Here is an 18,768-nt window from a genome sequence, read left to right as displayed (position 1 = left end):
AGGGCGCCCCGCCGTTCCGGGATGCCATCAACACCGGAGTGCTCCATGCCGCCTTCGACCAGATCGTCGGGCAGGGGCGATGGCGGCCGCGACGCGATATCGGCACCTTTCCGGTGCGGTTTCCGCATCCGGACGATCCGGGCGACGACGGCTGGCATGTCGATCTCAGCTTTCCCGGCGAGGCCAGCAACCCGAACGAGACGCAGGATTTCTCGGCCTGGCGCGTCAACATCACCTCGCGGGGGCGAGCGCTGCTGCTGCTGTTCCTGTTCTCCGATGTCGGTGACGACGATGCGCCGACGCGGATCCGGGTCGCCTCGCATCTGCCGATGGCGCGCTACCTGGCGCCAGCCGGCGATGCGGGCCGGGCGCACATGCTGCTGGAGCAGATGGGGGCCGATTGTCCGGTGGCGCTCGCGACCGGTGCGGCCGGCACGGTCTATCTCTGTCATCCCTTCCTGGTTCATGCCGCGCAGAAGCATCGGGGAACGCGACCGCGCTTCCTGGCGCAACCACCGCTGCATCTCGCCGAGCCGTACCGGCTGGAGCGGAGCGAGGGCGACTACTCGCCGGTCGAGGTCGCCATTCGCCTCGCGCTTGGACGCATTTGACGGAAGCGTTGTCATTGCACGCGGCGTTGTGGCGGATTCCTCCGCCACAACGCCGCTGTCGTCCGATGCCAATTGCCGCGATCGCGAAAAGTGAATCGCGATCAATGGGCTAGAGTCGAATCCTGCATGCTCACGTGAGTTCGCATGAGAAAAAGCCTTCACTTCAGGTGCGGGAAGTTTTGCGAGTCGCATCAAGGAGATCGACCGGCATCTTGAGACGACGGCGCAGCGGCTTCACGCATCGCTGCAATCAGGGTCTCGTTCCGCGCGGGCCGGGTGGGCCTGGCGCGTGGCTCCATAAAGACCGGACCAACTCAATATTTCCTTAAGCGGCGGGAGCCCCCCGTATTCGGCCCGGCTGAGCGCCGACCAGCGCTTGTCAGGCGGGGACGGGGATGCTGAACTGAGCGGCAATGTTGCGTAGCGTGGGAGGCGGCGCCGATGGATAAGATTCTCGAAGCCGCAAAGGCGATCGCGCTGGCGCGCCGCAACCATGCGCCGCTCGCGGCGCTGGAACGTCCCCCCATGGATGAGGCCGAGGGCTACCAGGTCCAGCGCGCGCTGCACGATCTGCTGCTGCCGCATCTCGGGCCGCTCGTCGGCTACAAGATCGGCTGCACCAGCCAGGTGATGCAGGACTATATCGGCATCCCGCATCCCTGCGGCGGGGGCGTGTTCCAGAAGGGCGTGCACGACACCGGCGCCAAGCTCGCCGCCTCCAACTATGTCCGGGTCGGGGTCGAATGCGAGATCGCGGTGCGGCTGAAGCGCGACCTTGCCGCCGGCGAGGCGCCGTTCACGGCCGAATGGGTCGGCGAGGCGGTCGAGGCCTATCATCCCGCCATCGAGATCGTCGACGACCGCTACGTGAAGTGGGAGGCGATGGGCGCCCCGACGCTGATCGCCGACGATTTCTTCGCCGCCGGCTGCGTGCTCGCCCCGGCGGTTCCGCGCTCGTCGGTGCCGGACCTGAAGGCGGTCAAGGGTCGCGCCATCCTCAACGGCGAGGAGGTCAGCCACGGCACTGGCGCCGACGTGCTCGGTCATCCCCACAACGCGCTCGCCTGGCTCGCCAACCATCTCGCCGCCGAAGGCAAGGGTCTACACGCGGGACAGCTCGTGCTCACCGGTAGCTTGGTCAAGACGCTGTGGCTGAAGGCCGGCGACAAGGTGCGGATGGAACTGGACGGGCTGGGGGCGGTAGAGGTGAAGTTTACCTGAGGGTGCGTTGCGATCTCCGTGCCCCGGACGCAGCGCAGCGCAGCCCTGGCGATGCGAAGCATAGTCCAGGGAGCGGTGCGCTGCAGAGCCGGGGCCCATGCAGCAGCGTGTTGCGCGGCTATCTGGGTCCCGGCTCTGCGCCGCATCGCTGACGCGCTGCGTCTTGTCCGGACAGGCGAGGGATGAGTGTCCGGCAGCAATCTCGGCTTTTCCATTAAGATCGCAATCGCGGACACGCCTCCGCATCCTCGCGGCATCTTCGGCCCGAGCTTTGTTGTCGGCTTGCCCTCCTGAAGATCAAGAAGGCGCAGGGAAGGCCGGGCGCCGGCTGGCACCCGCAATCCCGTGTGCGGATCAAACGCGCACGGGTGGATCACAGGTGACGCCGGGACATCCCGGCCTTCCCTGCGCGATGGTTTGAACGGTGTCCTTCGTGCTCTCCTCGGGGAGCGATGCACTATTGCCCCCGTCGCCTTGCGGGATGATCGATGCGCGCACCGGTTGGCCGCCACATCACCGCAAGGCTTGACGCACAGACCCCGGGCGTCAGGACCACACGACTTCTCCGTCCGCGCACATCTTCGCCGGGTTCTCCACGGCTGGCGTGCGCTCACCGTCAAGACCATTCGAAGACGCTGTCAGCGCCGTGTCGTACCGCGCCTGCCGCTGTTCACGGTTTCCCGCCCTGCAGCCACCATTCGCGCCGACGCCGTCGCGGCCACCGCATTCCATCCCGCGCTTCGTGACGATCGCGATACGCCCTCTTGTGGAATGGAACGAAACGGGAACATAATGAGGTGATCGGATTGCGTCAACAAGAATTTCTAAAATCCGAAAATTCTGAAATTGAAAATTGGTAACGTGTGTGGTACCAAATGATCAGGATCGAAGAATATATCGTCAACGATCGTAGCCCGTTCCGCGATTGGCTCGAACGACTTGATCCGCAGGCACGTGTGATGATTGCGGTCGCGATCGAGCGGTTGGCCGACGGCAACACATCGAACCCCAAGTCCATTGGGGAGGGGCCGCCGAGCTGAAGATCAATCGCGGCCCTGGCTATCGGGTGTATTTCGGCTGGAATGGCAATTTGCTGGTCATTCTGTTGGGAGGCGGCACCAAGCAGAGACAGCAAAACGACATCGATGCGGCGCTGCGACGATGGCGGGATTACAAGTCAAGAGCAGGACAGGGGAATAGGTGATGCCATTGACCCGGAGTTTTCGTGACACCGTCCGCGCGATGGCCGAGCGCGATCCCGCCTTTCGTGAGGCGCTGTTCCTGGAGGCGATGCAGGGCCTGTTGCAGGGGGACGTCGACTATGGCCGCACCGCGCTGCGGACCTACATCAATGCCACGATCGGTTTCGAGCGGCTCGGTGAGGTGCTTGACCGTCCGTCGAAGAGCCTGATGCGGATGTTCGGGCCGCGGGGCAATCCGACGGCCGAGAACCTGATGGCGGTGATCCATGCGCTCCAGAAGGAGACCGGCGTCCATCTGGAAATACGCGCCGTCGCCGATGCGGCGTGAGGTGACGCTAGCGTTCACCGCCATTGTTGCGAGCGCAGCGACTTGTCCGCCGAAGCCTGAGCGAAGGCGGAAGCAATCCAGAGTCTTTCCACGGAGGCAGTCTGGATTGCTTCGTCGCGAAGGGCTCCTCGCAATGACGTGGATGGGACATCGCTCTTATGGGACCATCCGACGCGCAGCTGCTTCCATCCCCAAAATACATGCGGCCTCCGGCAGGGGAGCTACCGGAGGCCGCGTAGTACATCGTCGTTCGCGCCTAGGTTCGCGAACACGATGTGGGAGCTCTTGAAGAGGATTAGAAGGGCAGCAGAACGTCCATCACCTGCTGGCCGTAGCGCGGCTGTTGCACGTCCATGATCTGGCCGCGGCCGCCATAGGCGATGCGGGCCTGGGCGATCTTGGTGGAATCGATGGTGTTGTCGCTCTGGATGTCTTCGGGGCGGACGATGCCCGCGACCACGAGCTCGCGGATCTCGAAGTTGACGCGGATCTCCTGCTTGCCCTCAACCACGAGGTTGCCGTTCGGCAGCACCTGGGTGACGACCGCGGCGACGTTGGTCTGCAAGGCTTCCGTGCGGTTGACCGAGCCCTTGCCGTCGCTGGACGCGGTGGAGTCGGCGGTGAGGATGCGGCCGGGCAGCACCTTCTGGGCCTGCGCGCCGAGCGTCTTCGCGCCGATGAAGTCGGTGATGCCTGAGTCTTCCGAATTGGTGCGGCTGCGCTGGGTCTCGTTGGCGATGTTGGCCTTGTCGGTGATGTTGACGGCCACGGTGAGGAGGTCGCCGACCTGGCGGGCGCGCTGGTCCTTGAAGAACGCGCGGCTGCCGTTGCGCCACAGCGAGTTCGGATTGTAGGAGGCGACTTCCGGTTTCGGCATCGGCATCTGCACCGGCTTGTAGCCGGGCTGCGTCGTCGGATTGTCGATCGCCGACAGCTTCGGTTGCTCGCCGATCTGCGACAGGCGGTCGATCGAGGAGCAGCCGCCCAGCGCGCAAGAGGCCAGCAGCAGGGCAGAGATCGCGATGCGACGAAGACGGTAAGCCGAACTGAAAGCGGACATGACGAACTCTTACTTGGCTTGAGCTTGCGAGACGCGAGCTTGCGGGATCTGGGCTTGTGCGATCTGGGCCGGCGAGGCGGGGGCCTGCACCAGGTTCCGGAGGAGGGCTGCGGTGTCGACGGGGGCGGGCGCCTCATCACGCTTGAGCGAGGAGGTCTGCTCGACCGCGGGCGCCATCGGCACGGACTGGCTCGCGCCCTGGATCGTCACCTGGCCGCGGCCGGTGACCACCCCGGTCAGCGTGCGCTTGGATTGCAGATTGAGCACGCTGACGGTGTCGCCCTCGGCGCCGCTCTCGACCGCCTTGCCGCGCGTGGTGAGATAGAGGCCGGGCGCCTGGAAGATGACGGTCACGGCCTGGTCGCGCACCACGAAATCAGGCTTGACGATGTCGGCGGCCCGAAGCGGCGTGCCCGCCCGCATCGCGCGGCGCAGCTGCATGCCGACGCTGCGCTCGCGCGAGGCCGGCTCGCCGGTGACCTCGGCCTTCGGCCGGCGCTCCAGCGCGACGTCGGAGGACTTCAGCGTATCGGCACGATCGATGTCGCGCGTCAGCACGGCCACTTCCACCGTCTCGATCGCGGTCCCGGTGAAGCGCAGCTTGGTCGCGGTCGGATTGCTGTCGTTGGCGATCTCGAAGGCGATGTCGAACCGGCCGCTGCGGGCGTCGTAGCGGGTTGCGACCGGCTGGAGCGCGCCGGAGTTGGAGGCATCCAGCCGCATCTCGGCGACGCCGCGGTCGAAGGTGACGGTGATGTTGGCGGCGTCCCCGAGGCCGAAGCGGCGCTCGAGCGCAGAGGCGACGGCGGTTTCGAGATCCTTGTTCGCCAGCGTGCGGGCAAGGCGGGTGACCTGGACCTCCTTGAGGTCGCCGGTCATCACCCCGATCACCTGCTTTGCGCGCAGCACCGACAGCACCTGCGCGACCGTCAGCGTGCCGGTGGTGCCGAGATCGGGCGAGCGGTAGACGGGGATCAGCGCGGCCGATCCGGCATTGTCGATGAGATCGCCGATCCGCACCACGTCCGAGGTCACGGTGACGCTCGCGCGCAGCGTCGGCAAGGCGATGAAGTCGTCCGCGGCCGCTGCCGGCAGGGCCAGCGCGAGCAGGGCGGAGATGGTGGCGAGGGTGGCGCGGATCATCGTCATTGCCTCAGCGGAACAGCGCTGTGGTCGATTGCATCATCTGATCGGCGGCGCTGATCACCTTGGCGTTCATCTCGTAGGCGCGCTGGGCGGCGATCAGGTCGCTCATCTCCGAGACGACGTCGACATTGGCCTGCTCGAGGCTGCCCTGGGTGATCTTGCCGTAGCCCTCGGAGTTCGCGGTGCCGTCCTGCGGCGGGCCGGACGACGGGGTCTCGGTGAACTGGTTGCTGCCGACCGGCTGCAGGCCCGCCTTGTTGATGAAGCGGGTCACGCCGATCTGGCCGACGATCGAAGAGGTCGACGAGCCCGGCAGCGTCACCGAGACCTGGCCCTGTTCGCTCACGCTGATGCCGGACGCGTTTTGCGGGATCGTGATGCTCGGCTGCACCGGGTTGCCCTGGGCGGTGACGACGCGGCCCTGATTGTCCATCTGGAAGGTGCCGTCGCGGGTGTACTGGTAGGTGCCGTCGGGCATCAGGATCTTGAAGAAGCCTTCGCCGGACATCGCGAGGTCGAGATCGTTGCCGGTCTGCGACAGCGTGCCCTGCGTCATGCTGCGCGGCGTGCCGACGGTCTTGACGCCGCCGCCGATGTCGACGCCGACGGGCAGGATGGTGCCCTGGTCCGAGGCCTGCGCGCCGACGCGGCGGACGTGCTCGTAGATCAGGTCCTGGAACGCCGCGGTCTGCTTCTTGAAGCCGGTGGTGCGCAGGTTGGCGATGTTGTTGGAGATCACCTGAACGTTGAGTTCCTGTGCCGCCATTCCGGTCGCTGCGGTGTGAAGCGCCTGCATGTCAGTTCTCCCTCAATCAGGCCGGAACGTCGGCGAGCTTCTCGATCGCCGATTTGTGGAGGTCGCTCTGCTGCTGGAGCAGATTGGCGATGGCGGTGTAGCTGCGCATGACTTCGACCATGCGGGTCATCTCGCCGACCGAATTCACGTTCGACTTCTCGACATAGCCCTGGCGCACGCTGCTGGATTTGGCATCGGGCTGCAGGGTGGCGGAGCCGGCGGCATAGAGATTGGCGCCGAGCTTGGTCAGCTTGGTCGGATCGTCGAACGAGGCCATGCGGATCTTGCCGCGGATCGAGTCGGTCTTGGCAGTGCCCTCGAGCACCGTGATGGTGCCGTCGGGCGCGACGTTGATGTCGTGATCGGTCGGCTGGAAGGTGATCGGGCCGCCGGTGCCGAGCACCAGATTGCCGTCGGGGGTGACGAGCTGGCCGGTGCTGTTGAGCGAGAACTTGCCGTCGCGGGTGAACAACTCGCCGCCATTGGCCTGCACCGCGAAATAGGCGTTGCCGTCGATCGCCATGTCGAGCGGGTTGTTGGTCGGCTCCATCGGGCCCTGGCCGATGTCGCGGTAGGTGCCGCGGTCCTGCACATAGGAGACCCGGCGGTCCGCGCCGATGAAATTGTCCTCACGCGCGTTCGAGTTGAGGTACTCCTCGAACAGCGAATGGTCGGCCTTGAAGCCGTTGGTGTTGGCATTGGCGACGTTGTTGGCGATGACATCCATCTGCCGTTCCAACGTCATCTGCCGTGACAAGCCGATCAGAAGCGCGTTCTGCATCGGAAATCTCCCCTGAGCGGATCTGCCATTTCGCTCTCCCAAGCGCCTTGGCGGACCCCGTGAACGAGACCGTCGGGTTCTCCCAAACCGTCGGGTCTCGGTCCTTTCTCAGCGAAAGCCGTGCCAACCTGGAAAACTTCGTAATTTCAGTGGTTTGCTGATTTTGAAGGGGCGCTGGAGGGCGGCAGAAAGGTTCTGTTAGCCATGTCTGCCCGGCAGATTTTTCCTAGTGGAGGCCCAATCGAAAGATTCCGTTAACCATTATTACCGTAGCGTTTGCCATGAAGAGGAGCGCATTGCGCCGGGGCATTTGTATCGCGTCCTTGTCTTAAGGCTTCGCTCTTTCGACCCCTTTGAGAGATCCGGGCGCGGCGACCATGGCAGAGAATGAAGCGGAAGGCGGCGCAGCCACTGAGGGCGCGGAAGCCGCTCCGCCGAAGAACAAGCTGAAGCTCATCATCATGGCCGTCGGCCTGCTCGCCGTTCTCGGCGGCGGTGCTGCGACCTGGTTCTTCTTCTTCCGGCACGGCGACGACGAGCATCATGCCGAGGCCGCGCCTCCGCCGAAGCCGCCGTCCTTCGTCGACGTTCCCGACATCATGGTCAACCTCGCCGGTGCGCCCGGCGAGCGCGTGCAATATCTGCGGCTGAAGATCGTGCTGGAGCTGAAGGAAGAGAAGCAGATCGAGGCGATCAAGCCGACGATGCCGCGCGTCACCGACATCTTCCAGACCTATGTGCGCGAGCTGCGCCCCTCCGACCTCAACGGTTCCGCCGGCATCTTCCGCCTCAAGGAGGAGCTGACCAAGCGCGTCAACGCGGCGGTCGCTCCGGTCCAGGTCAGCGCGGTGCTGTTCAAGGAAGTCGTGATCCAGTGAGGACGCTGCGGAAGGTGATGGGCTAGCGTCATGGCCGGCAACGAGCAAATGGACCAGGATGCGATTGCCGCCCAATGGGAGGCATCGCTCGATTCGGAGGATCCCGCCGAGGCCGCGAAGGCTGCGGCCGAGAACGAGCTGTCGGAGACCATGGCCCTGCAATGGGCCGCCATGGTCGAGGACGGCAGCCGCGATCTCGGCAGCGGCAAGAATTCCGGCGAGCGGGTGCTGTCGCAGGAGGAGATCGACAATCTCCTCGGCTTCACCGTCGGCGACGTCACTCTCGACGACCATTCCGGCATTCGCGCGATCATCGATTCGGCGATGGTCTCCTACGAGCGTCTGCCGATGCTCGAAATCGTCTTCGACCGCCTGGTGCGGCTGATGACGACGTCCCTGCGCAATTTCACCTCCGACAACGTCGAAGTCTCGCTCGACCGCATCACCTCGGTGCGTTTCGGCGACTACATGAACTCGATCCCGCTGCCCGCCGTCCTCACCGTCTTCAAGGCCGAGGAATGGGAAAACTTCGGCATGGCGACGGTCGATTCCAACCTGATCTATTCGATGATCGACGTGCTGCTCGGTGGCCGCCGCGGCACCAGCCAGCTCCGCATCGAGGGCCGACCCTACACCACGATCGAGACCGAGCTGGTCAAGCGGCTGGTCGAGGTGGTGCTCGCCGACGCCGAGCAGGCGTTCCGGCCGCTGTCGCCGGTGACCTTCACGATCGACCGGCTCGAGACCAACCCGCGTTTCGCCGCGATCAGCCGTCCCGCCAATGCCGCGATCCTGGTGCGCCTGCGCATCGACATGGAAGACCGCGGCGGCAACATCGAGCTGCTGCTGCCTTATGCGACCATCGAGCCGATCCGGGGCGTCCTGCTCCAGATGTTCATGGGCGAAAAGTTCGGCCGCGACCCGGTCTGGGAAGGCCATTTCGCCACCGAGATCGTGCAGGCCGAGATCGCCGTCGATGCCGTGCTCTACGAGGCCGACATCCCGCTCAAGCAGCTGATGCGGCTCAAGGTCGGCGACACCCTGCCGCTGGACATGCGCGCCGACGCCAACGTCACCGTGCGCTGCGGCGACGTCACGCTGACCGAGGGGCGGATGGGCCGGGTCGGCGACCGCGTCGCGATTCGCGTGACGAAACCCTTGCGCAAGCCAAGTACGACACTTGCGATGTTCGAGAAGGTGGACGAGCAGAACAAGATGATGGAGGCCCCATGAACCACTCCCTGGGAATGGCGATCGAGACGCTGGTGGCTATCCTGCTGATGCTGACGATCGTTTATTGCGTCATGCTCAACAAGCGGCTGACGCGGCTGAAGGCGGACGAGCATTCGCTGAAGGCGGTGATCGGCGAGCTGATCACCGCGACCGAGATCGCCGAGCGCGCGATCGGCGGGCTGAAGCTGGCGGTGCGCGACGTCAACGAGAACCTCGGCAGCCAGCTCGCCGCGGCGACGCAGATGTCGGACCAGCTCTACAAGCAGCTCGGCGAGGCCGACAACGTGGTGCGCCGGCTGTCCAAGATCGCGATCGCCGCGCGCCCCATGACCGGTCCGGAAACGGTCGTCGCGCCCGCAGCCAAGCCATCGACGGCGAAGGCGGTGGCGGCTGCGGCCGAAGCCTTCTCCGAGCGCCGACGATCCAACGGCCTTGCCGCATGAAGTCAGGGGTATGAAGTCCTTTCGTAACATCCGCGTCATCCCGGTCGTCCTGGTTGCCGTCGCAGGCCTCGCCACGCTGAAGGTGGCGGGTCTCGTGATCAATGGCGGCTATGTGTTCGACTACAAGCCGAACCAGACCAGGAAATCCTGGGCGCAGGAGAATCTGAACTTCCCGACCGGCCGCGAGGAGCCGGAGATCATCACCGGCTCGACCCATGGCGCGCCGAAGGAGGCGCCCAAGCCGGCCGCGCCGGAGACCAAGCCGGAAGGCACTGTGGTCAAGGTCGACGAGGCCCAGCCGCAGGTCTCGGCCTCCGAGCGCGCGATCCTCGAGCGGTTGCAGGCGCGCCGCCAGGAGATCGAGGCCCGCCAGCGCGAGATCGACATCCGCGAGAGCCTGCTCAAGTCGGCCGAGAAGCGCATCGAAGGCAAGGTCGAGGAGATGAAGGCGGTGGAAACCCGCATCTCCGCGACGCAGGCCGAGCAGAAGGCCGCCGAAGCCCAGCGCATGAAGGGCCTCGTGACCATGTACGAGGGCATGAAGCCCAAGGACGCCGCACGGGTGTTCGACCGGCTGGAGATGGGCGTGCTGATCGAGATCGCCTCGGCGATCGCGCCGCGGAAGATGTCGGACATCATGGGACTGATGTCGCCGGAGGCCGCCGAGAAGCTGACGGTCGAGATGGCCCGCCGTGCCAATGGCGGCGGCGATCAGTCGGCCTCGGCCGGCGAATTGCCCAAGATCGACGGCAAGCCGACGCAAAAGCCGAATTGAGGGCGCGAGGCGAAGAGGGCTATCGCGACCTGGCGCGTTGTCGCGTGGCCAGTTCGACCGGCGCCCAGCGAGAGGCCTTGCGGGTCTAGTTCGCGAAGACCTGTTGCACCCTGCGAACAGGCGCCTGCTTCTCCAGCCGAGGAAGAGTATCGACCTGCTGCTTGATTAGCGCTGCCTTCGTGACGCGAGTCACGAGCTGCAGGGTGCTATGGCAACAGGAGCACTCATATATTTTCAGGGCATATCCTCTGGCGATCGGAACGATCGCTACGACCGCTCTTGCCCTGCTACACACAATGCAACCGGCTTCTCCGCTCATTGATTACCCCCAAAGCTAACCAATGCGATTCGCATCGCCGAGGTCACATCTGATTCAGAGTCGCGCGCGAACCGCAACGCTCCGAAGGTTGTGAGTGCGCGCGCTCAGCAACTCCTCAAGGCGGCAGATCAAGCTCCCGCGGCGGATGCAGTCGAAGCTGGCGGCATCTTCTGAGACTGCGATGAGTTGACGCGCGCAGGTGTGAAGTGGCGTACAGTGGCGCCCAAGGCCCGGTCCTACGCTTTGGCCAGTCGCAATCGGCAGCGCAGGAGGAGGCCATGAACTACTCGTCCGCAGCAGAACGCGTCATCGAGGCCCTCAACCGGCTGCTCATAGCGGCGATGACATCGGCGTGGACATCCGCCCTCAGCCATCAGCATGCAGAGCCGCCAGAAGGCGACGACGGCAACGATGATGAATCTTCTCTCGACGAAGACAGCTCCTCGGCACCGGAAGGTGCCGGCAAGCAACATTGAAGCCGCAATCGGCTTAAGGCCGTCACACGATCAGATCGTGCGACACATGGCCGTGAACGGTACCTGCCGAGAAAGGTGGATCGACATCGGACGGCGATGTTTCAGGCATGAATGCCGGCTCGGATCCATGGAATTCCCCAGCGTGCTCGTGACGACCGACGAAGTCCGAGAGCTGATCCAGCATCGCGCTATGCAGCGAGCCCTGCGACGCGTCATCCCGGAACTGGAACGAGTCGCCGAGCTGCTGCGGATCGGCAGGCTTTGATCCAGACGCTCCCCCGGACGGGTTGTGCTGGTCCGCCCCGCTTGAGAGCGAATGGTTGGCACCGCCGGTCGATGACTTCAGAAGGCTTGGGTTGAGCGAAGTGTCTGCCGCTTCGTGGGAATGAGCCGCCTGGGCGGCGCCTCTTGGTGACGAGACGCCGTCATTCCCAGCGTCGCTTCCGAGCGCAAGCCCGCTACCGGCGTGCTGTCCGGCAGCGCCGTGGACAAAATTCAGCATGGCGATGTCGGGCACCTGGCCGCTTGCGGCAATCGCGCCATTCTTGCCAGCCAATGAGGCTGCGTCGAGCCCGGCCGGGTTGGTGAAGACAAAGCTGGCCTCGGTGAGCGGGACCACGTGCTGCACGATCACAGACAGTCCGCCGGCTGAGGGAGCTGCCGCGTCGCCGCGGGGCGTTTCGGTCGCGAGCGTTTGCACTTCGTCTGAACTGGACAAGCTGGAATATCCGGTCTGTCCGATCTGGTCCCAGTTCGAATCGAGGCTGGTGGTCGCCTCGGTCGATTGGATTGTCGAACTTCCCGCAGCGAGAAGCGTGCCGTCGCCGCTGCCGGACTCGGACAAGCCTTCGGAAGTGATCGTCATCACGGCGGTCGCGTCACCCTGCGAGGTTGCGATGAGGTCGAGCAGCTCGCCGGCAACCGCCGTCGCAGGTGCCGCTGCCGGCGCCGTGATGAAGTCCGACGCGTCGATGGTTGCGATGCCCTGCAAATGGATTTCGAGCAGACTGGAATCGCCGACGTGCAGGGTCTGGTCCGTTGAATTGACGTACACGATCGTTTCATTCGCCGCACTGTCATAGAGCCAGGCGATCGTATGTGCCGGCACGGCCGTGCTGGTTGAGCTCAATGCCAATATGGCGAACCCAAGCGCGCCCATGGCGGTCAAGTCGATCTTGTCCGCTCCCGATGCAAAGTCGGTGATGGTGTCGAACTGGCTTGCGTTGGAGTCGGCTACGAACAAGTAAGCGAAACGGTCATTCCCATTGCTGCCGGTGAGCTGGTCCGCACCAAATCCGCCCGTTATGGTGTCGGCGCCGTTGTTGCCGTTGATGGTATCGCTGCCCGAGCCGCCGTAGATGGTGTCATCCCCATCATTGCCTTTGATCGTGTCATTGCCCGAGCCGCCATAGAGAACGTCGGCCTTTCCGGTCCCATTGACCGTGTCGCTGCTGGCCCCCGCGTAGATGATCTGACCTGTGTTGCCGCCACCGGCAATCGTTTCGCTCCCCGGCGTTCCATACACGTTGGGGGGATCTGAGATCACGGCAGATCCGGTGGCCAGGTTATCGAAATCGTTCGGGTCTGCGTCGCTGGCACCATGAATGGCGACGGTCACCGTCTGCGTCGTACCGTCGATGGCAGTTATCGAGAAGGTGTCCGTCAGGGTTTCGCCGGCCTCGAGCGCCTGAACCACGGTGTTGTTGTTATCGAGGGTGTAAGTCCATACGCCGGCTGCGGTCATCGTGAAGGTGCCGTATCCGCCGTCGCTAGCAGCCGGCGAAGAGACTGCGGTGAACGTGTTCGGAGCGTTGTCGACGTCCGTATCGGTGAGCGTGCCGGTCGTGACGGGAATGCCGGGCGAGAAAGTTCCTGCCTCTGTCACTGAGCCGGTCGTGGTGCCGGAAATGAGGGCGGCGTCGTTGCTGCCCTGAATGGTGATCGTCACCACCTGCGGCGTACCGTCGAGGGCGTTGACGGTGAAACTGTCGGTGAGCGTGCCGCCGACATTGAGCGCCTGCACCGCGCCGCTGGCGTTGTCCAAGGTGTAGGTCCACACGCCGGCGGCGGTTATCGTAAAGGTGCCATAACCATTCGTGCTTGCCTTGGGCGAACTCACCGCGGTGAAGGTATTGGACGGATTGTCGACGTCGGCGGCAAAGAGCGTGCCCGTTGTGCTCGGGCTGCCGGGTGTCGCGTTGGCAACGCCTCCGGCCTCGGTCACCGAGGCGGTCGTGGTGCCGGAAACGATGGCAGCATCGTTGGCGCCATGGATGGTGATCGTTACCACTTGGGCAGTTCCGTCCAGAGTGGTCACTGTGAACGTGTCGGTCAGTGTCTCGCCGGTATTGAGCCCCTGCACCGCGCCGTTGGCATTGTCGAGCGTGTAGGTCCACACGCCCGCTGCCGTCATGGTGAAGGTGCCATAGCCGGCGGCGCTCACCGTCGGCGATCCGACCGCCGTGAAAGCATTGGCGGTCGTGTCGACGTCGGTGTCGTTGAGGGTGCCGGTCGCGGTGGGTGTGCCGGGGTTTGCATTGGCGACGTCGCCGGCCTCGATCACGTCGCCGGTCGTCGCGCCGGAAATGATCGCAGCGTCACTGGTCCCGTGGATGGTGATCGTCACCACCTGTGGGGTGCCTCCGATCGAGGTCACCGTAAAGCTGTCGGGCAGCGTCTCGCCGGCATTGAGTGCCTGCACTGCGAGGTTGGCATTGTCCAAGGTGTAGGTCCACACGCCGGCCGCCGTCATCGTGAAGGTGCCATAGCCACCGGCGCTCGCGGTTGGCGAACTCACGGCGGTGAACGTATTGGGCGGATCGTCGACATCGATGTCGGTGAGGGTGCCGGTCGCAAGCGGCGTGCCGGGCGTTCCGTTGGCGATGCCGCCAGCCTCGATGATCGAACCGGTCGTGGTGCCGGAGATGATTGCAGCGTCATTGACACCGTTGATGGTGATCGTGAAGGTCTGGGTGACGGAGGTGAGTCCGTCGGAGACGGTGATAACGAAACCGTCGGTCGTAGGCGCCTTCAGCGCGTTGATTGCGGCATTGTCGGGCACGAACGTATAAGCGCCGCTCGTGCTGTTGACGTAGAGAATCCCGTAGGAACTTGTCTTCGACAGATCGTACGTCACTCCATCCAGAACCGTACTGCCGGCGCTGGCCCCGATGATGCCGAAGGTCAGATTGCCGCCGCCGCTGGTGCTACTGGCACTGAAGGTTCCCGTCGTCGCCGTGAATGTGTCAAACACGACCGTATCGAGCTCGATTGGCCCAGCCCCGGTGCTGAGAGTCGGCGGTACAGGGTCCACCAGCGCGAAAGTGATGAGTGGCAACGTCGTCGGCAAGATCTGCAGCGTGGGCGCATCCGGCTGAATGAAATTGATCGGCTGCAGTGGCTGGGGTTTGACGAAGAAAGGCGTGCTCGAGCCACGGGGCCCTTGTTCTCCTAGATTGGCGAGCACATCCTGTTGGGCGGCGCGCAACTCCTCCATGCGAGCCGCCGTGTTCGCGACGTGATTGACGCTGATGGTGGATCCCACCTTCTTGATGACGATCGTCTCGCCGGGATCTTCGACGATGATGCGTCGCGGGACCCGCTCCTTGGTCACGAGCTCAAATGCGCCGTGCGCAAGGTCCTTGTAGGTAATGGAGTCGTCATCCAGGAATGTGACATCCGGGTCCGCGGCCTCGGCATGCTGCGCGGCCGAGAAGGTCAATGCTGCAAGTGTCAGCATCCCGAAACCGCCCGCGTGGCCCCGGGCGCGAATGCCTGCAAGGGGCGTATTCAGCTGGAGCGCCCCGGTTTCCGCCAGCCGGCCCGGTACGAAACTGAAGCTCCCTCGGGTCACGTCGAACAAGGCTGCAGGTGGCATGCCTTCGACGTCGAAGACAAACTCGCTCAGCACGACGTGAGTGCTGCAGGCGATGTTGAAGAAAGTACCGTCGATGAAGCAGATTGTGATCTGCCCGTCGGCGTCGGTCTCCAGCACGTCGCCCCGGTAGATGGGCGCACCAGCTACGGCCTGTGTGGCGACGCCGCTCGCTCGCGTAAGCGCACAGCAACCGATCACTCTATGAATATGGCCGATGAGTTCGACGGGCAGGGCCATGGCGGCCCCGCTGTCAACCTGGATGCCGGATGCAACTAACATGGCCAGACCTCGCCCGGGTGATCGATTCAGGCTCGGCGTGCTGCCAAAACCTTGCTGGGGCCCTCGCCAAGGGACAAAATTTCCTGGGCGCTGGCAGCCCCGAAGGCTTGCCCGCCGAAAAAATCAAGTCGATCGAGAGAGATGCATTGCGCGGGAGAGGGCGACGCGTACCGCCATTCCCGCCGTGCCCCCTCCCGCCAATGTGATTAAATTGACAAACGATACGTATTTAATTTGTGGCGCTCGTGTAGCGCTGGAGATAAATTAGGCTAGTTAATAAAATTAAACAACAATTATAGTTATTCTGGCAGCGCTGCGCGGTTCAAAAATGGGCCGCCGATAGCGACGAGATCTTCTCAGAAAGGGGGGATCATGTGCAGACCTGCGATAGCCGCTTTGACGACCGGCCTGGTTTTGGCCCTTGCCAATTTCTTGCCGAGTGAGGCTCGAGCGCAAATCGATTCCGCCAAGCCCGCCGTCGCTGCCTCGTCATCGAAACCGATTGGGAAGGTGGTGGTGGCCACAGGCTCGGTCACGATCGAACATGCGGGCGCCGTGGTCGTTCAGGCGAATGTCTCGAGTGACCCTGGCCGGGCCAACACGGGTGATCCCGTATATCTTGGTGACGTGGTGCAGACCGGGGCCGACGGCCGCGTCGGCATCAATTTTACCGACGGCAGCTCGTTCAATTTATCGAGCAATGCCCGCATGGTGTTGGATCACTATGTGTATGAGCCGGCCGGCAAGTCCAATGCGACCCTATTCAATCTCGCCAGGGGAACGTTCACTTTTGTTGCGGGCGGTGTCGCGAAGACCGGCGACATGAAGGTCGACACTCCCGTCGCCACGCTGGGGATCCGAGGCACGACGCCGCATGTCGAGATTTCGGACGATGGGTCGGTCAAAATTTCGACCCTGATCGAAGAGGGCAAGAGCAAGCTCTTGAAGAAACCGCCGACATCGGCGGCGCCGGAGCCCGATCGAACCAGCAATCGGAGGCTCAACATCTGCCGGGGATGCTGAGAAACTTGCTAGGCCCGAAGCCGCCGTGATGCCGCAGTGCCGGCCGGGCAGGGAGACGAGGATTGGCGCTTCGTTCGCTGTCGAAGCCGGACACTTGGTGTGGAAATGATCGCAAGAGCCAGTTTCATCAAGGCCGTGATGCTCATTCTTGTCCTTGTGCTGTCCAGTTCGTCGGGCTGGGCGCAGAAGAAGGGCAGCTCCCTAAAGAATGTTGAACTGTGTAACGGCTCAGACCGCGTGTCACCCGAAGCTCGGATCGATGGCTGCACGGCGTTTATCGATGCGGGCGAGGGAGCGGTGAACGGCTTCGTTGTCGCCTACAACAACAGGGGGAATGCCTATAGCGCTAAAGCCGACTACGAACGCGCGATCAAGGATTTCGTTGAAGCGACCAGGCTTGATCCGAATTATGCGAAAGCGTTCAACAACCTCGGCGTGGCCTATCTGAGAACGGGGGCGCGCGATCTGGCGATCGGCGCCTTCGACGAGGCGCTCAGGCTCAACCCGAACTACGGCTCCGCTTTTGCCAACCGTGCGGCGGCCCACCTGCAAGGGAACGCGTACGACCGCGCAGCGCGGGACTATGACGAGGCAATTCGCCTTGATCCGAAGCTGGAGGCGGTGCGGAGCGGACGCTGTTGGACCCGAGCCGTCCTTGGCGATTTGCAGGCTGCGCTGGAAGACTGCGATATTGCGCTTCGATCGGGAGCAAACAACGCGGCAACATACGATTCGCGCGCTCTCATAAATCTGAAAATGGGGCAATTCTCCGCGGCGATGCATGACTACAACTCAGCGCTGCGGTTCGCGCCCAAGCTTGCGAGCGCGCTCTACGGCCGAGGGATTGCCAAATTCAAGCTCGGCGACACAGATGGTAGCCATAGCGATATCTCGGCGGCCAGAAAAATCGACGCTGGAATCGACCAAGCCTTTGACCGCTATGGGGTGCCCGTGAAGGGACAGGTCAACCGCGACGGCACCGTTTTGCAGGTGTTAACGAGGCCTTAACCATCGGCGTCTCAAATTCAGACGCGGCGGATCCGCCCACGCTCGATGCGGCACGGCGTGCTGCCTCCAAAGCAAATCAAGATATAGCATTAACAAGTCCTTAATTGGCGAGACCTACAGTCGACGGCATGGGCCGGCCTTAATGCCGGCATGGACCGCCGAACCGGAAGAAATGCCGCCAATGGCGCGAAAGGCTGCCGCTGGATTTGTGACGCGAGCCCGCGCCTTGGCGTCGGGGCTGTTGCGTCATGTCCGAACAGCGGGCGTGCTGGCGGCCTGCCTGCTGACCGGTCTCGGTGCGCCTGCCCGGGCGGCCGATCCGATCAGGGGCGAGGCGAGCTTTTCGGCCGGTGGCGGCTTTGCCCGTCTCGTCATCAAGCTCGGCGAGGACGTTCCCTCCGAGGTGACGACCGCAGGCTCCATCCTCATCATCCGGTTCGACCGGGCGGTCGACGTTCCCGTCGACCGCGTTCCCGAAGGCGCGCCCGATTACGTCAACTCCGCGCGCCGCGATCCTGACGGCGGTGCCATCCGCCTGTCGCTGGCGCGGCGCGTCACCGTCAACACCATGAATGCCGGCGAGCGCACCTTCGTCGACCTGTTGCCCGAGGGCTGGAAGGGACCGCCGCCGAGCCTGCCGATGGACGTGGTCAAGGAGCTCGCCGAGCGCGCCCGCGTGGCCGAGCGCGCGTTGCGTGCCCAGCGCGCCGCGGCGGAGACCAAGAAGCGTCCGCAGATCCGCGTGCGGGCCTCGGTGCAGCCGACCTTCGTGCGCTTCGTGTTCGAGATGCCCGACGGCGTCGGCGTCTCCTCCGTGCTCAACGAGCAGAAGCTCACGCTCGCTTTCAACGCCAACCTCAATTTCGATCTGGCGGACGCGGTTGTCGCGGCGCCGCCGAACGTCGCCTCGATCAAGCAGAAGGCCGACATCGATCAGACCAATGTCGAGATCGCGCTGATCGGCGATTCCGACGTGCATTCGTTCCGCGACGAGAAGAACTACGTCGTCGACGTCTCTTTTCAGCCCGACAAGGGCAAGACTGCCGCGACGCCCGAGGCGGCGATCGCGCAGATGAAGCCTGTCGGTCACGGACCGGCCCCCGACAAGCCCGCGGCCGAGAAGCCGAAGGACGCCCATCGCGAGATCGCGCCGCCGACCTCCGAGACGATCGCGCGCGAAGCCAAGATCGAGGTCAAGCCCGAGGTGAAGCCCGAAGCGCCCGCCGCGATGCCGCCCGCTGAAGCGCCGAAACCGGCGCCGGCCGCCGCGACTGAGGCTGTGCACGCCCCGGAAGCGCCCAAGGAAACTGCC

At 64.0% G+C, this 18,768-nt stretch carries 16 protein-coding genes and 1 pseudogene; 12 read left to right on the top strand and 5 right to left on the bottom strand.

Annotated features, from left to right (window positions below; all coding sequences use genetic code 11):
• From IC66_RS0114715 to IC66_RS0114700, 4 genes are all read left to right on the top strand, one after another.
• Positions 1-611 (top strand): hypothetical protein (locus IC66_RS0114715; protein ID WP_038948121.1); only part of this gene is annotated, 611 nt, incomplete at its 5' end.
• Between the two features lie 441 nt (positions 612-1,052).
• The gene (locus tag IC66_RS0114710) at positions 1,053-1,832 is read left to right on the top strand and encodes a 2-keto-4-pentenoate hydratase (protein WP_038948120.1); all 780 of its coding nucleotides are present in this window, start codon (positions 1,053-1,055) and stop codon (positions 1,830-1,832) included.
• Positions 1,833-2,707: 875 nt separating this feature from the next.
• Positions 2,708-2,872: a hypothetical protein gene (locus tag IC66_RS48265; RefSeq protein ID WP_244429116.1), complete on the top strand. Its 165-nt coding sequence runs from the start codon at positions 2,708-2,710 to the stop codon at positions 2,870-2,872.
• Between the two features lie 163 nt (positions 2,873-3,035).
• On the top strand, positions 3,036-3,362 hold the full coding sequence (locus IC66_RS0114700; protein ID WP_038948119.1) for a helix-turn-helix domain-containing transcriptional regulator: 327 nt from the start codon (positions 3,036-3,038) through the stop codon (positions 3,360-3,362).
• A gap of 295 nt (positions 3,363-3,657) precedes the next feature.
• On the opposite strand, the gene flgH is transcribed toward IC66_RS0114700, so the two are convergent.
• Genes flgH through flgF form a run of 4 tightly spaced genes read right to left on the bottom strand, consistent with a single transcriptional unit; the run spans position 3,658 to position 7,145 of the window.
• Positions 3,658-4,422, bottom strand: coding sequence for a flagellar basal body L-ring protein FlgH (gene flgH, locus IC66_RS0114695; protein ID WP_038948118.1), 765 nt, complete (start codon positions 4,420-4,422; stop codon positions 3,658-3,660).
• Between the two features lie 9 nt (positions 4,423-4,431).
• Positions 4,432-5,565, bottom strand: coding sequence for a flagellar basal body P-ring formation chaperone FlgA (gene flgA / locus IC66_RS0114690; RefSeq protein WP_038948117.1), 1,134 nt, complete (start codon positions 5,563-5,565; stop codon positions 4,432-4,434).
• Between the two features lie 10 nt (positions 5,566-5,575).
• The gene (gene flgG / locus IC66_RS0114685; protein ID WP_028142756.1) at positions 5,576-6,364 is read right to left on the bottom strand and encodes a flagellar basal-body rod protein FlgG; all 789 of its coding nucleotides are present in this window, start codon (positions 6,362-6,364) and stop codon (positions 5,576-5,578) included.
• A gap of 16 nt (positions 6,365-6,380) precedes the next feature.
• Positions 6,381-7,145, bottom strand: coding sequence for a flagellar basal-body rod protein FlgF (gene flgF, locus IC66_RS0114680; RefSeq protein ID WP_038948116.1), 765 nt, complete (start codon positions 7,143-7,145; stop codon positions 6,381-6,383).
• Positions 7,146-7,522: 377 nt separating this feature from the next.
• Here flgF and fliL point away from each other — a divergent pair, with 377 nt between their 5' ends.
• The 5 genes from fliL (at position 7,523) to IC66_RS0114650 (ending at position 11,269) form a co-directional block, all read left to right on the top strand.
• A complete protein-coding gene (fliL, locus tag IC66_RS0114675) occupies positions 7,523-8,023 on the top strand; it encodes a flagellar basal body-associated protein FliL (RefSeq protein ID WP_028142758.1) in 501 nt (166 codons plus the stop codon).
• A gap of 30 nt (positions 8,024-8,053) precedes the next feature.
• Positions 8,054-9,256: a flagellar motor switch protein FliM gene (gene fliM / locus IC66_RS0114670; protein WP_018321852.1), complete on the top strand. Its 1,203-nt coding sequence runs from the start codon at positions 8,054-8,056 to the stop codon at positions 9,254-9,256.
• Complete coding sequence (locus IC66_RS0114665; RefSeq protein ID WP_028142759.1) at positions 9,253-9,699, top strand: DUF6468 domain-containing protein; 447 nt, start codon at positions 9,253-9,255, stop codon at positions 9,697-9,699. The genes fliM and IC66_RS0114665 overlap by 4 nt, the downstream gene beginning before the upstream one ends.
• Positions 9,700-9,709: 10 nt before the next feature.
• On the top strand, positions 9,710-10,474 hold the full coding sequence (locus tag IC66_RS0114660) for a MotE family protein (RefSeq protein ID WP_028142760.1): 765 nt from the start codon (positions 9,710-9,712) through the stop codon (positions 10,472-10,474).
• 597 nt (positions 10,475-11,071) lie between these two features.
• Positions 11,072-11,269 (top strand): hypothetical protein, encoded by a 198-nt coding sequence (locus IC66_RS0114650; protein ID WP_018321856.1) that lies wholly within the window; start codon positions 11,072-11,074, stop codon positions 11,267-11,269.
• 22 nt (positions 11,270-11,291) lie between these two features.
• On the opposite strand, the gene IC66_RS0114645 is transcribed toward IC66_RS0114650, so the two are convergent.
• Positions 11,292-15,425, bottom strand: coding sequence for a VCBS domain-containing protein (locus IC66_RS0114645; protein WP_244429115.1), 4,134 nt, complete (start codon positions 15,423-15,425; stop codon positions 11,292-11,294).
• A 396-nt stretch (positions 15,426-15,821) separates the two neighbouring features.
• Between IC66_RS0114645 and IC66_RS0114640 the strand changes: the two genes are divergently transcribed.
• From IC66_RS0114640 to IC66_RS0114630, 3 genes and pseudogenes are all read left to right on the top strand, one after another.
• On the top strand, positions 15,822-16,448 hold the full coding sequence (locus IC66_RS0114640; protein ID WP_312017544.1) for a FecR family protein: 627 nt from the start codon (positions 15,822-15,824) through the stop codon (positions 16,446-16,448).
• A gap of 105 nt (positions 16,449-16,553) precedes the next feature.
• A complete protein-coding gene (locus IC66_RS0114635; protein ID WP_063712061.1) occupies positions 16,554-17,456 on the top strand; it encodes a tetratricopeptide repeat protein in 903 nt (300 codons plus the stop codon).
• Positions 17,457-17,637: 181 nt separating this feature from the next.
• Positions 17,638-18,768: pseudogene (locus IC66_RS0114630) on the top strand (tetratricopeptide repeat protein); the annotation flags it as partial.

Source organism: Bradyrhizobium genomosp. III (assembly GCF_000261705.1).
GTDB classification, from domain to species: domain Bacteria; phylum Pseudomonadota; class Alphaproteobacteria; order Rhizobiales; family Xanthobacteraceae; genus Bradyrhizobium; species Bradyrhizobium ottawaense.
Note: the sequence above shows the minus strand (reverse complement) of the source record. Positions and strands in the feature narration are given on the sequence as shown.

Bases quoted from the DNA above. Each gene is read 5' to 3' on its own strand.
- IC66_RS0114660 (WP_028142760.1), top strand. From the start codon at position 9,710: ATGAAGTCCTTTCGTAACATCCGCGTCATCCCGGTCGTCCTGGTTGCC.
- IC66_RS48265 (WP_244429116.1), top strand. From the start codon at position 2,708: ATGATCAGGATCGAAGAATATATCGTCAACGATCGTAGCCCGTTCCGC.
- fliL (WP_028142758.1), top strand. From the start codon at position 7,523: ATGGCAGAGAATGAAGCGGAAGGCGGCGCAGCCACTGAGGGCGCGGAA.
- IC66_RS0114665 (WP_028142759.1), top strand. From the start codon at position 9,253: ATGAACCACTCCCTGGGAATGGCGATCGAGACGCTGGTGGCTATCCTG.
- IC66_RS0114635 (WP_063712061.1), top strand. From the start codon at position 16,554: ATGATCGCAAGAGCCAGTTTCATCAAGGCCGTGATGCTCATTCTTGTC.
- IC66_RS0114650 (WP_018321856.1), top strand. From the start codon at position 11,072: ATGAACTACTCGTCCGCAGCAGAACGCGTCATCGAGGCCCTCAACCGG.
- IC66_RS0114700 (WP_038948119.1), top strand. From the start codon at position 3,036: ATGCCATTGACCCGGAGTTTTCGTGACACCGTCCGCGCGATGGCCGAG.
- IC66_RS0114710 (WP_038948120.1), top strand. From the start codon at position 1,053: ATGGATAAGATTCTCGAAGCCGCAAAGGCGATCGCGCTGGCGCGCCGC.
- flgF (WP_038948116.1), bottom strand. From the start codon at position 7,145: ATGCAGAACGCGCTTCTGATCGGCTTGTCACGGCAGATGACGTTGGAA.
- flgH (WP_038948118.1), bottom strand. From the start codon at position 4,422: ATGTCCGCTTTCAGTTCGGCTTACCGTCTTCGTCGCATCGCGATCTCT.
- fliM (WP_018321852.1), top strand. From the start codon at position 8,054: ATGGCCGGCAACGAGCAAATGGACCAGGATGCGATTGCCGCCCAATGG.
- flgG (WP_028142756.1), bottom strand. From the start codon at position 6,364: ATGCAGGCGCTTCACACCGCAGCGACCGGAATGGCGGCACAGGAACTC.
- IC66_RS0114645 (WP_244429115.1), bottom strand. From the start codon at position 15,425: ATGTTAGTTGCATCCGGCATCCAGGTTGACAGCGGGGCCGCCATGGCC.
- flgA (WP_038948117.1), bottom strand. From the start codon at position 5,565: ATGATCCGCGCCACCCTCGCCACCATCTCCGCCCTGCTCGCGCTGGCC.